The 13665-nt window shown below is 50.0% G+C and carries 11 protein-coding genes and 1 pseudogene; 8 read left to right on the forward strand and 4 right to left on the reverse strand.

Features of this window, described 5'->3' with window-relative positions; translation table 11 throughout:
• Nucleotides 1-6 precede the first annotated feature (6 nt).
• From HMPREF2596_RS09850 to HMPREF2596_RS09880, 8 genes are all read left to right on the forward strand, one after another.
• Nucleotides 7-588, forward strand: coding sequence for a J domain-containing protein (locus HMPREF2596_RS09850; RefSeq protein WP_070850913.1), 582 nt, complete (start codon nucleotides 7-9; stop codon nucleotides 586-588).
• A 116-nt stretch (nucleotides 589-704) separates the two neighbouring features.
• Nucleotides 705-1622: a hypothetical protein gene (locus HMPREF2596_RS09855; protein WP_070850914.1), complete on the forward strand. Its 918-nt coding sequence runs from the start codon at nucleotides 705-707 to the stop codon at nucleotides 1620-1622.
• 3 nt (nucleotides 1623-1625) lie between these two features.
• Nucleotides 1626-2003 (forward strand): hypothetical protein, encoded by a 378-nt coding sequence (locus HMPREF2596_RS09860; protein ID WP_070850915.1) that lies wholly within the window; start codon nucleotides 1626-1628, stop codon nucleotides 2001-2003.
• 11 nt (nucleotides 2004-2014) lie between these two features.
• Nucleotides 2015-3883: a hypothetical protein gene (locus HMPREF2596_RS09865; RefSeq protein ID WP_070850916.1), complete on the forward strand. Its 1869-nt coding sequence runs from the start codon at nucleotides 2015-2017 to the stop codon at nucleotides 3881-3883.
• Between the two features lie 79 nt (nucleotides 3884-3962).
• Complete coding sequence (locus tag HMPREF2596_RS09870; RefSeq protein WP_049350574.1) at nucleotides 3963-4193, forward strand: hypothetical protein; 231 nt, start codon at nucleotides 3963-3965, stop codon at nucleotides 4191-4193.
• Between the two features lie 75 nt (nucleotides 4194-4268).
• Nucleotides 4269-5525, forward strand: coding sequence for a hypothetical protein (locus tag HMPREF2596_RS11485; protein ID WP_070850917.1), 1257 nt, complete (start codon nucleotides 4269-4271; stop codon nucleotides 5523-5525).
• Nucleotides 5526-5713: 188 nt separating this feature from the next.
• Nucleotides 5714-5827 carry a zinc finger domain-containing protein gene (locus HMPREF2596_RS11120; RefSeq protein WP_079453713.1) on the forward strand — a complete coding sequence of 38 codons (114 nt, stop codon included), beginning with the start codon at nucleotides 5714-5716 and terminating at the stop codon, nucleotides 5825-5827.
• An 81-nt stretch (nucleotides 5828-5908) separates the two neighbouring features.
• The gene (locus tag HMPREF2596_RS09880) at nucleotides 5909-6688 is read left to right on the forward strand and encodes a DNA adenine methylase (RefSeq protein WP_083325020.1); all 780 of its coding nucleotides are present in this window, start codon (nucleotides 5909-5911) and stop codon (nucleotides 6686-6688) included.
• Between the two features lie 135 nt (nucleotides 6689-6823).
• Here HMPREF2596_RS09880 and cas9 read toward each other — a convergent pair.
• From cas9 to aldA, 4 genes and pseudogenes are all read right to left on the reverse strand, one after another.
• Nucleotides 6824-8362: pseudogene (cas9, locus tag HMPREF2596_RS09885) on the reverse strand (type II CRISPR RNA-guided endonuclease Cas9); the annotation flags it as partial.
• Between the two features lie 269 nt (nucleotides 8363-8631).
• Nucleotides 8632-10056, reverse strand: a complete 1425-nt coding sequence (locus HMPREF2596_RS09890) for an alanine/glycine:cation symporter family protein (RefSeq protein ID WP_049323414.1) — start codon at nucleotides 10054-10056, stop codon at nucleotides 8632-8634.
• A gap of 262 nt (nucleotides 10057-10318) precedes the next feature.
• Complete coding sequence (lysS, locus tag HMPREF2596_RS09895) at nucleotides 10319-11830, reverse strand: lysine--tRNA ligase (RefSeq protein WP_070850918.1); 1512 nt, start codon at nucleotides 11828-11830, stop codon at nucleotides 10319-10321.
• A gap of 179 nt (nucleotides 11831-12009) precedes the next feature.
• Entirely contained in the window at nucleotides 12010-13452 is a 1443-nt protein-coding gene (gene aldA, locus HMPREF2596_RS09900) for an aldehyde dehydrogenase (protein WP_070850919.1), read from the reverse strand.
• Nucleotides 13453-13665 lie beyond the last annotated feature (213 nt).

Consider the following 13665-nt stretch of genomic DNA (forward strand, 5'->3'; position numbering starts at 1 on the left):
AATGAAATGGAAAACTATTACAAACTTCTTGGGATTATGTCATCTGCAACGGAAGAAGAGATTAAACGGGCTTTGAGGCGTGCTGCGGAGCGACAGGAGCTGGAATTGGATGAGATAAGATGGTGTCGCGAATATTTGCTGAATCCGGCGGCAAAAGCGGAATACGATAAAATCCTCCATGCCGAAAATCCCGATCTAGCCAAAGAAGAAAGCGAAAAAGCGAAAGAAAGAGAAAAGCTCAGACAGAAAAATAAAAAAAGCGGAGGGTCTGATTTCTTGAAATTGATCGGCACCGGGATTCTGGTTTCCATCCCGATGCTTTGGTTTACATTTAAAAACGGCGGCACGTCATCCAAGCCGAGCGTATATCAGGCGCAATCAGCCTGCGAAAGCGCGGTAACGGGTATTTTAAAATCGCCTTCTTCGGCTGATTTCGGAGGGTGGCAACGACGTGAAAATGCCGATGGGACGTTTGAAATAAGCGGATATGTCGATTCGCAAAACAGTTTCGGGGCTATGTTGCGTGCGCAATTTAGCTGCTCCGTCGATGCAAGCGGCAGTCAGGCGAAAATTACTTATTTCCGCTGAAATTAATAAAACAAAATAGAAACAAGCAAGTGAGTGCAACTATGCCAAGCCCCGATTTTAGGGGCTTTTGTTTTAATGGGGTTTTAAAATTGAAGTAAAAAGAAAGGCCGTCTGAAATGTTTGATACGCAACGTGTGCCGGTAAAGGTTTACCGCTGGGATGATGAGGGTGCGCCGCAGGTTGAATCGGCGGCAGGCAGCATTAAAACGATTTTAAAAGCCTGCCTGGTTACTGGTTATGGCGAGGGCAATAAACGCAAGGACGGGCTGGGCTGGGAAATGGCGTTTGAAAAGACGCAAGAAGCCTGCTTCCGCAGTACGCACCCGAAGGCGACAAAGTGGTGGCTGGGGGTGGATGACTCAAAATATGGAGACCGTGCAAGATACGTTGATTTATGCGGTCTTTTGGAGCCGACATCGGCAAAGGCGGGGAAAGTCAAACAAAAGGTTATCAACAGCAGTGGATTTCACAATTTCATTTACAAAAAAAACGACAATAACCTGGATAAGATCCAATGGGTTGTAGTCGGAAATGAGCGCGCATTTACTTTAATTATTTTATGGAAGGATTATTGCTCGTTTTTTATTTTTGGCAATTTCTGCAGTCTCGCCGTGGCTGATGAAGCCAATACCCTGCTTGGATATGTATCAGATGTAGATGAGAATTTTGTTTATGGCACAGGCAGTGAAGTTGTTATTTTTGTGATACCGATGCGTGATTATAAAGGAGATATTGCTTCTGTTCTAAAATTTACCAGCAAAGCATATGCTAATTATGGTAGCTATCCTAGTCCTATTACAGGTGGTTTCATAGCGGATGATATTTATCTAATGGAAGGAATCGGTAATGACAGATATGCGCTTCGCGGATTGTTTCCCGGTTTTATGAAAATTGGCGAAGTCATGCCCTCGGTTGACGTTATTCCGATGGGAACGGTTTACGACAATTTAGACGATAGCGAAGACAGATTTATGTATATCAATACAATTGGCGGGGGCTCTTTTTTGGTAAACCTCACGGCCTGGGAGCTGTAAGCCATGCCGAATTACGTTTTCCGCAGCCGTATTGCCGTTAAGCGCGGCAAGTTGCGTAGCAAAATCGTCAATCGGATTGGGCGAAGCCGTACTGTCAAGTCGCCGCATTGGAAATACGGCGGCCACGGCTATATCGCCGGCGAAGGTACGGGCATTGTTACGGTGGGCGGCCAGCCGGCTTCGCGCCGTATTTATCTGTTTGCCCGCCCTACAATGGAATGTATTGCGGATTGTTGGAGCAAAGAAGACGGCAGCTACCGCTTTGACCGGCTCAAGGAAGACGAGGAGTATTTGATGGTGGCGACGGATTATAAAAAGCAATACGAGCCTGTTTCTTATGATTTTATTAAGCCTTATGTCGAGCGTGACGGCGGCGGTTGAGGCCGTCTGAAATGTCCGAAGACAAAATTTATGATGATTCGGCGCGTATCCCTTTGCCTTTCGGCTTGGCGATTGGCTCCCGTCCGTCGTCCAGGCTTTTGCCGTTGGCGTTCAGACGGCCTTTACGCCATATTGAGGATGGCGGCGAGATTGTTCCCGATACGCCGCCTAAGCCTAATCCGTACCGCCCTCCGGATGGTTATGCGACTGTTTCGGGGGCGTGTGGCTTTGTGCAGCAGGCAGTGTCAACGCAGGCAGTGTGCGCGGCCGGTCGTTATGATTTGGGCGGCATTGCTGCCCAAGTGTCGGGGATAACGGCGGAGGCTGTCGGGGAGGCGGTTTGTTTTCAGACGGCCTTTTCGGATATGCCTGAGTTGGAAAGCTGCCTGCATGAAACGGTCGGCTTGTCTGACGGGGTTGCCGGGTGTATGCAGGCGGTGCAGGCTGGAATGGATGGTTTGGACGGCTGTCTGCATGATGCTTTCCCCGATGATTTGTTTCTAAGCGGCTGTAATGCGGATCAATCGGCGGCGGGTCTTGGCGAGGCTTTGGCGGCGTGTTCGGAGAGTGTGTTTTCCGATGACGCGCCGGTTGGCGATTGTTTGGTGTCGGAGGTGCGCGAGGCGGCGGTATTGGCACGCTGTGCGCATCCGCAAAGCCTGCCTGCTTTGGCTGTGCCTTGCGAGTATTATGAGATTCCGGTTGAGCCGGAGCCTGTGCCTGAAACTTATGTTTGCGGTATCCGCCCGCCTTCAAATCGGCTGAACCTGCGGTTTTACCGCAAAAAGATTGCACACGATGCGCGCCATATTCCGCTACCGTTTGCTTGTTTTGATACGGTAAGCACTCCTGTTTTAGACGGATATATCATGCAAAATATTATTAAGGCTACGGTCGACGGCCAGCCGATTGGGCTGTTTTCTGCGTCCTTTACGACGGACACTGCCGGTTATTGTTGGCAAGGCAGTTTGACGGTTTCGCCCGATGATTTCGCCAAGATTAATCCTGATGTCCGCCCGAAAGGCCGGGAAGCCGAAATCGAGGTGCAAATCAATGCGGATACTTTTGTCATCATCGCGGAAGATTACAGCGACAACCGCCGCTTCGGACAAAAGAGCTATACGGTAACCGGCCGCAGTGTTACCGCCCGTTTGGGCGCGGACTATGCGCCTAAAGGCCGCGGTACATACCGCAATCCGATTTATGCGCAACAAATCGCAACGGAGGTTTTACGCCCGACAGGTGTGGATTTGGACGGCTGGACGATGGTTGATTGGTTGATTCCGGGAGACGTGTATTCGTTGACCGATAAAACGCCGATTGCTGTTTTACAAGAGCTGGCTCAAGCCGCCGGGGGATTTGTGGAGAGCGACCGCGCCCGACCTGTTGTCCGCTTTAAGCCCAAATGGAAAAAGGCTTCTTGGGAGGTTTCCGATGCGCCTGCCGATGTCAGTGTCCCTGTCAGCGTGATTTTCAGCATCAGCGGCCAGCGCAATGTATCGGAGCGTGCCAATGGGGTTTATGTTTGGCCGAGCCATAACAAGGGCAAAGGCGCGGATGTGTACCGCAACGGCAGCAACCGCGAGCCGCGTGCCTCCGCGCTGACCAATACGCTTTATACCGACCAGCCGGTCTTGCTTGCCGCCGGTATCGCCGCTTTAAGCGAGACTGGCGTTCATAAGCGCGAAACGGTGTCTTTGCCGGTATCGGATAAATACGCCATTCCTATGGCGAATTTAGGCGAGATTTGGCAAATCAATGAGCCTTCGGGGAGTTGGCAAGGCGTGGTGGTTGGTGTGTCGGTCGAAGTCAAAATCGAAAACGACGCCCCTGTCGTTACTCAAAATGTAACGATAGACCGCTATTTTGAGAATGATTAAAGCTGGTTTAAAGATGCTTTAAAGGCCGTCTGAAAGCCATGTTCAGACGGCCTTTTATCTTTTTGTTGGGGATAACAAAATGACTAATCTGTATCAAAACCTGACGGCACTGCTCAACCGCGAACAGCGCGGCATTGCCAAAATAACGGGCGATTTGGGCGGCGGCTCATGGGCGGCGCAAACGCAAAGTGGCGGCAATCTTGTTTTAAGCGGGCAAGCCGCTTTAAATCAGCGCGTGTTTTATGATGTCTTGAGCAACCGTATCCTTGGGCAGGCTCCCGATACTACTGTTTTAGAGCTGGGCGTATAAGGATAAGTGCAGTACAGCCAGGCGTTGCTTTCGTATAACGTCTTAAAATAATTATTATTATTTTGAGGAGGTTTTATGCGAACTGAAGTGTTGGGTGTCGGTATTGGCGACATTTTAAAATTTGAAGCCACTACCTTGACGCGTGTGAAGGTAAAAGTGTCTGAGGGTACGCGTGCCGGTGATTGGGTCAATTTCTCTTTGCGTGACAATAAATTAGTCGCGTTAACCGATGAGCAGGACGGCTACGCTTTGGTACAGCCGCACAACTGTATTATTGACCTGCGTTATTGCGCCAAGCCTGAAAATATTGCTGATACCTTGCAGCAAGGCGACCGATTCGGCATTCAATATATTGGTGCACCGGTCGAGCATGGACGTCATACCGTTATGCCGTCCGGCCCTGTTATTCCTCCGAAAGAGGCGGAACGCCCGGTGGCTCCTCCTTCCCCTCCTTCTGCATTGAAGCGTAGCCTCAATTTCTTCGGCGACTCCACCAATGCGCGTATCGGCGGTCAGGCTGTGAGTGTTGCCGCCGCTGAAAATCTGCCGGTTGTAAACAACGCACAGGGCGGCAGCCTGGCTGCGTATGCCTTGATGTCGATGAACGGCAGCCCGGTGGAAGTTACTTTTAAAGTCGATACTATTCCGGCTAAAGCAAATGGCGTGATGGTTGATGGCGAGTTGGTTTACGGCGAAGGCGTTACGCCTTTCAGTATGCACTCTACCGTCGTTATTATTGGCGATGACATTGAGGCGGTCATGACCGGCCAAACCGCCAATATTAAAGTCATTCCGCGCGATAGCCAGGCTCACAGCGTTGTTCCGGGCAAAAAATATCCGGTACGCCTGAAAAATAGCGGCAGTGTCGATGGTATTTGCGTGTTGGCAACCGCAAAAAACGACATTAACGGCGCCAATGTCGGTAACTGGCAGACGGTTTTGGCGCGTATTGAAGGCTATATTGAAAAATGTATTCAACAAGTTCAGCCTAAAGAGTCTCCCCGTTATATTGTCCTGACTGTATGGGCTGATAATAAGCCGGGTTGGGCTAAAGAAAACCACCCATACCGACATCAGCTCAAGGATCAATTTAATAATTGGCTCAAGTTTAAATATGGCAATAATGTCTTTGATATTGAGCAATATATTTTATCTGATCAGATTTGGACGGATAGCGGCCTCACGCCAAATGAGGCGGATAAAAAAGCGCAAACGGACGGCGTAATGCCGTTGTCACTCTCACAAGACGGCGGTGCCCATCTGCTTCCGGCGGTTGAGGCTAAAGTCGCTGAACGTATCATCGCAAAAGCGAAAGAGTTGCGCTATTTGTAGGCAAATATAAATAAAAGGCCGTCTGAATAAGGCGGCCTTTGGGAGGATTTTAAATATAAGTGGGACGGCGACGTAACAGTGCGGCAACACTGTTACGCCAGCCAAGCAGAGCATGCCTGCATTGACTTCTAAGGCCGCCTTAGTCTCTAGAGACCGAGGCATTCTATCTGATACAGGAGTGGATGCAAATGCAAATCTATCGTGAATTACGCTGTAAGTTTTGTGGGAAATTGCTGGCAAAAGGAAGCGGTTGTGTACAAATAAAGTGCGCTCGTTGTAAAAACATCAATTCTTTCAGCTAATTAATAAATCAAAAGAATGCCTTTGAGCATCATATTAAATCTGATTTAGAGCATCGCGAATGCCATAATTTAGGAGTATATATGATGCAAAAAATGCAACAAACATTACCTATTATCCCCTGGATGGGTGGCAAACGTCGTTTAGCAAAACATCTTTTGCCCATGTTCCCCGAGCATTCTTGCTATGTCGAGTTGTTTTCCGGTGGCGCGGCGTTGTTCTTTATGCGCCAAACGCCTGCTAAAGTAGAGGTACTTAACGACATCAATGGACAGCTCATCAATCTCTATCGTGTGGTACAACACCATTTCGACGAGTTCGTCCGCCAGTTCGAATGGACGTTGACCAGTCGCGAGGTATTTGCCCGCCTGCAAAGCACACCACCTGATTGCATGACAGATATTCAGCGTGCCGCTCGGTTCTTCTACTTGCAACACAACGCCTTCGGCGGTAAAACCGTTCACCAACATTTTGGGACAGCCACCACGTCAAAAGCGTGGGATGCGTCGCAAGTTGAAGCCAAATTAAAGGCTGCTAAAGACCGTTTAAAAGGTGTTTATGTGGAAAACGAACCGTGGGATCGTTGCTTTAAGCGATATGACCGTGAGCACACTTTCTTTTACGCCGATCCACCATATTGGGAGCTCGCAGGCTATGATCAATCATTTGACTGGGCGCAGTATGAATTACTGGCCAAGGTAATGGCAGAGAGTAAGGGTAAGGTCATGTTATCCATTAATGACCACCCTGATATTAGGGAATTGTTTAAAGATTTCCGTATCACTCAACTTGAATTGGCTTATACAGTCGGAAGAAATAAAACTGGTAAAGCCAGTGGAGAATTGGTCGTATGTAATTGGTAAAATGAAAAGCGACGGTATCGTCGCTTTTCTTATTTCTCATCATCCAATATAGTGCAAAAGCTGGCGAAACTTTCGCAAATCCTAGAGTGCAAAAGTTACTGCAACAAAGTGCAAAAGTCGGCGGCGGCTTACATTAAACGATTTACCTACTTCTCTTGCCGTTTCAATATGGATACGTGCAGGGGAGCCGTAACGCCGAACCACGCCGTTAATGACTTTTCTGGCTTGAGATAAGGCGCGCAAGACGACTGGGTTGCGGATTTCGTCGGCAGGGATGGGCGGCAGATAAATCTTTTCTTCCGCATTTTTCTTGCCGTAATGGTCTCCGTAGATTTCAGCGCAGGCTTCATTGTAACGTTTGCCTTGCTCCATTAGAGGCACAATTCGGCGCAATGCTTTCAAGGAAATTTGGACGAACTTGTCGAAGTTGATGTGTTTCAACAGCGCTTCTAAGATTTCGGGCTGTACACGGTCTTTCAGACGGCCTGTAATGTCTTCATCGGTTTTGAATAGGGAGAATGCCATGCCGATTTCATCTTGTAATTCGGAAGAAAGGTTTAATGGGGATTTTTTGTCTTTCAATCCTTCTTTTTCCAGCGCACGGCTGATGGCGTGGTAAGCCTTCATTTCCATCAGTGTTGAGGCTTCGGCATTGTCTTTGCCGTAACGCAAGCCTTTGAAGAATGCCGTATCGTCTAGATTCAAAAGCTTACGGGCTTGTGCGTAAGTTAATTTGGATTTTCTGTATGGCTCGTCCATAAGCATGGTGCGTTCGGTATCGGTCAACGGCCGCTCGCTGCCTTGCTCTAAAATACGCAGGTTGTTCAGCTTGGTCAGCCAGATGAAACGTTCGGCTGTGTAGGTGTTTTTAGCGGCTTTCGGCTCTGTCGGTTCGAAGGTGCAATGCCCCAACATTTTTTGAATGGCATCGCCGGACAGGGCAGGGCGTTGCGCCATCAGCAGGGTTTCAATACCTTCTTTAAGGCCGTCTGAAACATGCGGATTGCCGAATTCTTTTTGTTTTTCAAACAGTAAATTCAGCTCTGTCTGCAAATCTTTGCGGCTGAACGTATGCGAATAATCACCGCGCTGGTTGCGGATATGGCCGCTTTCTTTCTCAAATTTATTTAAAGCCAATTCAGCCGGTGTGCGGAAATTGCCTGTTTGTAAGGCATGGGCATTGTCGGCTACGCCTTTGAGTAAAGCGCCAAGTTCCTTGTCGGCAGTTTCGCCCTCGTTTTTTCTTTGCGACAAATAACCGCGGTGTTTGATTAAATGCAACAAGACTGCCGACCACTCCAAAGGCGTCAGTTTGCGGTCTAATGCGGCTGCGCGAAGTTGCCATGGTGTATTCGGCAAGGATTTGATCAAGCCGTTTTCATCAAAATCGGCGGCTTGTAATACGCCTTCGCGTTTCAATAGGCGGCGGGCCCGAAGCAGGCGGTGGGCGCGACGGCGGGTCAGGCGGCGGACGCTGCGTGCCAAGCGTCTCGCTGCTGCGAGAGAGTCGCCTGTTTTCGGTACTTCCGCACGCTCAAATACGCGTACGCCTAAATCAATCAGGCGGGTGGGGTTTTCTTCTTCATCAATTTCTACCATTGCCCAGCCAACGGATGCGATGCCGATATCGAGGCCGAGGATGTAGTTGATTGGATTGGGTTTGAATGCAGTCATCAGTTTCTCCGTAATGTGATGTTTGGCAAGTATAAATATATCCTAGGTAAGTATTAACATGCAAATGAAATGCTTGACTGGGTGCCGATTTGGAATTAGAATTCGTCCATATTGTTGCACTGCGAAATGAGAAACGTTGCTACAATAAGGCCGTCTGAAAGGATGTGCCGCAACGCTCTGCCCCTTAAGGCTCCTGCTTTAAGGGGCATCGTTTTGTCTAAATGGCAGGGATTAAAAAGGCCGTCTGAAGTTTCAGACGGCCTTTGGTTTTACCAGATATCGGATTTGATTTTGCGTTTCAAGCCAGGGTGTTCGGAGAGTTTGAACTCTGGGTCTTTGCCCATTTTCAGCTTGGCTGTGTAGTCTTTCAACAGCAGGAAGGCAAGTGGGGACAGGAGCAGGATGGCAACGAGGTTAATCCATGCCATGATGCCCATGGCCATGTCTGCCATATCCCATACCAAGGGTACGTTGGCAACTGCACCGAAGTAGACCCATGCCAAAACCAGCATACGGAAAACGGCGGTAACCAGCCAATGGCTCTTGATGAATTGGACGTTGGACTCGGCATAGGCATAGTTGCCGATAACGGTTGAAAAGGCAAACATAAACAGGATGGCAGCAAGGAAGCCCGCTCCCCATTCGCCTACCTGGCTGACGATTGCCGCTTGGGTCAGCGCCGCACCGCTCAGGTCGCCGTAAGGCTGTTGATAGGTCAAGACGATAAAGGCGGTGCATGAGCAGACGATGATGGTATCGACGAAAACGCCCAGCATTTGAATCATGCCTTGGGAGACGGGGTGTTTCACTTCGGCTGCGGCTGCGGCGTTCGGCGCGGAACCCATACCCGCCTCATTGGAATACAGGCCGCGTTTGATACCCTGCATCATGGTGGTCGAAATCAGACCGCCGAGGAAACCGCCTGCAGCCGAATCGAAGTTGAACGCGTTGGAGAAAATCTGACCGAACACGTCAGGAATCAGGGAAATATTGGTAGCAATGATGAAGAGTGCTATGACGAGATATAAAACCGCCATCAGCGGAACGATAATTTCCGCGGCTTTAGATACGCGACGGATACCGCCGAAGATAATCGGGGCAGTCAGAATGACCAGGGCGACACCGACATAGTGTTGATCCCAGCCCCATGCCGCTTTGGTGGTATCGGCGATGGTATTGGTCTGTACGGCTTCAAATACAAAGCCGAAACAGAAAATCAGGCTCAGGGCGAACAAAATGCCCAGCCATTTTTGTCCCAGGCCTTGAGTTATGTAGTAGGCAGGACCGCCGCGGAAGTGGTGGTTGTCGTAGTCCCGGACTTTAAAGAGTTGGGCCAGTGAAGATTCGACGAACGCCGAACTCATGCCGATTAAGGCAGTTACCCACATCCAGAATACCGCGCCCGGCCCGCCGAGTTTGATGGCAATCGCCACACCGGCGATGTTGCCTACGCCTACGCGGCTGGCCAAGCCGGTAACGAATGCTTGGAACGGTGTGATTCCGTGCGGATCATCACCTTGTTTGCGGCCGCCCAGCATTTCTTTGATACTGCGGCCGAAGAGGCGGAATTGTACAAAACCGGTGGTAATGGTGAAAAATAGGCCTGCGCCTAAAAGCATATATACCAATCCCGACCACATTGGGTCGTTGATGGCGTTTACCCAGCCGTGAAGCTGTTCGAAAAATTGATCCATACAAACCTTTCAGAGTTTCTGAATTTTCAGACGGCCTGTGTGTGAGGGCTGTCTGTAACTGGATGTATTCTAGCAGACTGTCAACAAACTGAAAAACGTTTACATATTCTTTTTTATATTATCTTTTTGATTATCATGGAATTTTATTATTATGGTGTAAAGGATTTATCGATTTGAATTCTGCCGTTTTACATATTTGAACAAAAAGGCCGTCTGAAAACAGAGTCTTGTTTTCAGACGGCCTTGATTTTATTTCAATGCGTTATTCGGGACGCATTTGCGGGAACAGAATCACGTCGCGGATGGTTTGCGAATCGGTCAGCAACATTACCAAGCGGTCGATGCCGATACCGCAACCGCCTGTCGGCGGCAGGCCGAATTCCATCGCGCGGATGTAGTCGGCATCGTAGTGCATAGCTTCGTCGTCGCCGGCGTCTTTTTGTGCCACTTGCGCTTTAAAGCGTTCGGCTTGGTCTTCCGGATCGTTCAACTCGGAATAGCCGTTTGCCAGCTCACGGCCGACAACGAAAAGCTCGAAGCGTTCGGTTAAACCCGGTTTGCTGTCGGATGCACGTGCCAATGGCGACACTTCGACAGGGTAGTCGATGATGAAAGTCGGGTTCCACAGTTTGCCCTCGGCGCAACCTTCAAATAGGGCCAGTTGCAGGCTGCCGATGCCGGGGGACGGCGGCAGGCTTTCGCCGTGCTTGACGATTTCTTTTTTCAGCCATTCTTCATCATTTAACTGCTCGTCGGTGTAGTGCGGATTGTATTTCTTGATGGCTTCGAGAATGGTCAGGCGCTCAAACTGGCTTTCCAAATCGACTTCTTTGCCGTTGTAGCTGATTTTTGCCGTGCCGTTCACCGCGCGGGAAGCGTTGCGGATGATGTCTTCCGCCATTTGCATCATGCGTTCGTAGTCGGAGAAGGCTTCGTAGAATTCAATCATGGTGAATTCGGGGTTGTGGCGCACGGACATGCCTTCGTTGCGGAAGCTGCGGTTGATTTCAAACACGCGTTCCAAACCGCCGACAACCAAGCGTTTCAGGTACAGCTCGGGCGCGATGCGCAGGTAGAGCGGGATGTCCAAAGCGTTGTGGTGGGTCACGAAGGGTTTCGCCGTCGCACCGCCAGGAATCGGGTGCATCATCGGGGTTTCAACTTCGAGATAATGCTCGTTCACCATGAAATTGCGCACGGATTGGATGATTTGGCTGCGTTTGATGAAGGTATTGCGCGATTCTTCGTTGGCAATCAAATCGACGTAGCGTTGACGGTATTTGGTTTCCTGATCGCTCAAGCCTTTGTGTTTGTCCGGCAGAGGGCGCAGGGATTTGGACAGCAGGCGGATGTTGGATACGCGCACGGTCAATTCACCGTGGTTGGTTTTGAACAAAGTGCCTTCCGCGCCGACGATGTCGCCCAAGTCCCAGTGGTTGAAGTCGTCTAAAACTTCTTGGCTCACGCCTTTGTTGTTCAGATAAAGCTGGATTTGACCGGTTACGTCTTGAATGGTGGCGAAGCTGGCTTTGCCCATTTGACGTTTGAGCATCATACGGCCGGCCACTTTGACGGGAATGCCTTGCGGGTCGAGTTCTTCTTTGCTGATTTCGCCGTATTGGGTATGCAGGTCGGCGGCAAAGCTGTCGCGTTTGAAATCGTTAGGGTAAGCGTTGCGTTCTTTGCGGATGTTGTGCAGTTTTTCGCGGCGCAGGGCGATGATTTGGTTTTCGTCCAACTGCGGCTCGATTTGAGGATTGTTTTGTTCGCTCATGGTGTTTTCCGGAAAAATAAGTCAGGCTGCCCATGTGTTCAGACGGCCTGAATAAAGTGAAAAATTGGCTCTATTTTACGCGATGTCGGTATTTTTTTCTATAAAGGCAGAAAGGCCGTCTGAAACCTGAAAAATCAGCTTCAGACGGCCTTTTGCTTCATGAAGGGCAGTATTGGCAGTTAGATATCGGTTTCCAAATAAACAACTTGAGTTTGCAGATATTCTTCCAAACCGTGTTTACCGTCGGCGCCGCCGATACCTGATTTTTTCCAACCGGCATGGAAGCCCTGCATGGCTTCGAAGTTTTCGCGGTTGATGTAGGTTTCGCCGAAACGCAGGCGGCGGGTTACATAAAACGCTTCATTCAGATTGGTGGTATAGACGGAGCTGGTCAGGCCGAACTCGCTGTCGTTTGCCAAAGCGATGACTTGGTCGAGCGTGTCGAAAGTGGCAACCGGCAGGACTGGGCCGAAGGTTTCTTCTTTCATGATGTCCATGCTGTTGTCGGTATCGGTCAGCAGGGTAGGTTCGAAGAAGTAGCCTTTGCCGTCGGCACGTTTGCCGCCGCAGACCAGTGTCGCACCTTGTTTGACGGCGCGTTCCACTTTTTCGGCAACGGCTTTGACGGCGCGCTCTTCAATCAGCGGGCCCATTTCCAGCGCGCCGGGTTCGGCTTCGGCCGGGTTGCCGTAGCGCACGCCTTTCATGGCTGTGGTCATTTTTTCGATAAACGCGTCTTTCAGGCTGCTGTGGACATACACGCGTTCGGCGCAGTTGCAGATTTGGCCGGTATTGCCCACGCGTGAAGCCAAGATGGATTTGACGGACAGATCCAAGTCGGCATCTTTCAGAACGATGGCAGGGGCTTTGCCGCCCAGTTCCAGTGAGACTTTGGTGATGTTGGCGGCGGCGGCTTCCATCACTTGGCGGCCGGCATCGACAGAACCAGTCAGGCTGACCATATCGACTTGCGGATGTGATGCCAAGGCATTGCCGATTTCTGCGCCCGGGCCGTTGACGACGTTGAATACGCCGGCAGGTAAGCCTGAAGCATGAACGATTTCAGCAAAGATGTGGCAGTTAATCGGGGTAACGCTGCTTGGTTTGACGACGATGGTATTGCCTGTTACCAAAGCCGGGCCCATTTTGCGGGCGATCAGGAAGAAGGGGAAATTCCACGGCAAAATGCCGGCGATTACGCCCAAAGGACGTTTGAACAATAAAATATTTTCGCGCGGGCGGTCGCTTTGGATGATTTCGCCTTCATAACGGCGCGCCCATTCGGCTTGATAATCGAGATAGTCGGCAGTGAACATGACTTCTATGCGTGCCAAGTCTTTGGTTTTGCCGCCTTCGGCGATAATGGTGTCGGTCAGCTCGTCGGCGCGTTCGCGTATGCCTTGGGCGATTTTGCGCAAGTATGCGCCGCGTTCAACGGCAGGCAAACGCTCCCATGCGGCTTGCGCCTCTCTGGCGGCGGCAACGGCACGGTCAACATTGGCTTTTCCGCCTTTAGGCTCACGCGCGATGACTTCTTCGGTTGCCGGATTCAATACATCGCGCCATGTACCGTTAAAATCGGTTTCAAAACGGCCGTTGATATACATAGACAGTTGTTTCATCAAACTTTCTCCTATTGTTGTAGTTGAATGTAGTTTTAGTCTATGCCTAAATTGTCTGGCATACAAGAGTATTTAGAGTGGGTTGACGGTAGGTATTTGGAAGTTTTTAGAAAAAGTTGATGGAAGGGGGAGTCGGGCTTGGTTGATTAAAGGTAGGTTGGTGCTGGTGTGATGCGTTGGGTAACGTTCATACGCGGCATTGGGACAAAGCCT

It is taken from the genome of Neisseria sp. HMSC078C12 (assembly GCF_001838065.1).
Taxonomy (GTDB): domain Bacteria; phylum Pseudomonadota; class Gammaproteobacteria; order Burkholderiales; family Neisseriaceae; genus Neisseria.

What these genes read in the sequence shown, in the direction of transcription:
- HMPREF2596_RS09850 (WP_070850913.1), top strand. Translation starts at nt 7, where the DNA reads ATGGAAAACTATTACAAACTTCTTGGGATTATGTCATCTGCAACGGAA.
- HMPREF2596_RS09855 (WP_070850914.1), top strand. Translation starts at nt 705, where the DNA reads ATGTTTGATACGCAACGTGTGCCGGTAAAGGTTTACCGCTGGGATGAT.
- HMPREF2596_RS09860 (WP_070850915.1), top strand. Translation starts at nt 1,626, where the DNA reads ATGCCGAATTACGTTTTCCGCAGCCGTATTGCCGTTAAGCGCGGCAAG.
- HMPREF2596_RS09865 (WP_070850916.1), top strand. Translation starts at nt 2,015, where the DNA reads ATGTCCGAAGACAAAATTTATGATGATTCGGCGCGTATCCCTTTGCCT.
- HMPREF2596_RS09870 (WP_049350574.1), top strand. Translation starts at nt 3,963, where the DNA reads ATGACTAATCTGTATCAAAACCTGACGGCACTGCTCAACCGCGAACAG.
- HMPREF2596_RS11485 (WP_070850917.1), top strand. Translation starts at nt 4,269, where the DNA reads ATGCGAACTGAAGTGTTGGGTGTCGGTATTGGCGACATTTTAAAATTT.
- HMPREF2596_RS11120 (WP_079453713.1), top strand. Translation starts at nt 5,714, where the DNA reads ATGCAAATCTATCGTGAATTACGCTGTAAGTTTTGTGGGAAATTGCTG.
- HMPREF2596_RS09880 (WP_083325020.1), top strand. Translation starts at nt 5,909, where the DNA reads ATGATGCAAAAAATGCAACAAACATTACCTATTATCCCCTGGATGGGT.
- HMPREF2596_RS09890 (WP_049323414.1), bottom strand. Translation starts at nt 10,056, where the DNA reads ATGGATCAATTTTTCGAACAGCTTCACGGCTGGGTAAACGCCATCAAC.
- lysS (WP_070850918.1), bottom strand. Translation starts at nt 11,830, where the DNA reads ATGAGCGAACAAAACAATCCTCAAATCGAGCCGCAGTTGGACGAAAAC.
- aldA (WP_070850919.1), bottom strand. Translation starts at nt 13,452, where the DNA reads ATGAAACAACTGTCTATGTATATCAACGGCCGTTTTGAAACCGATTTT.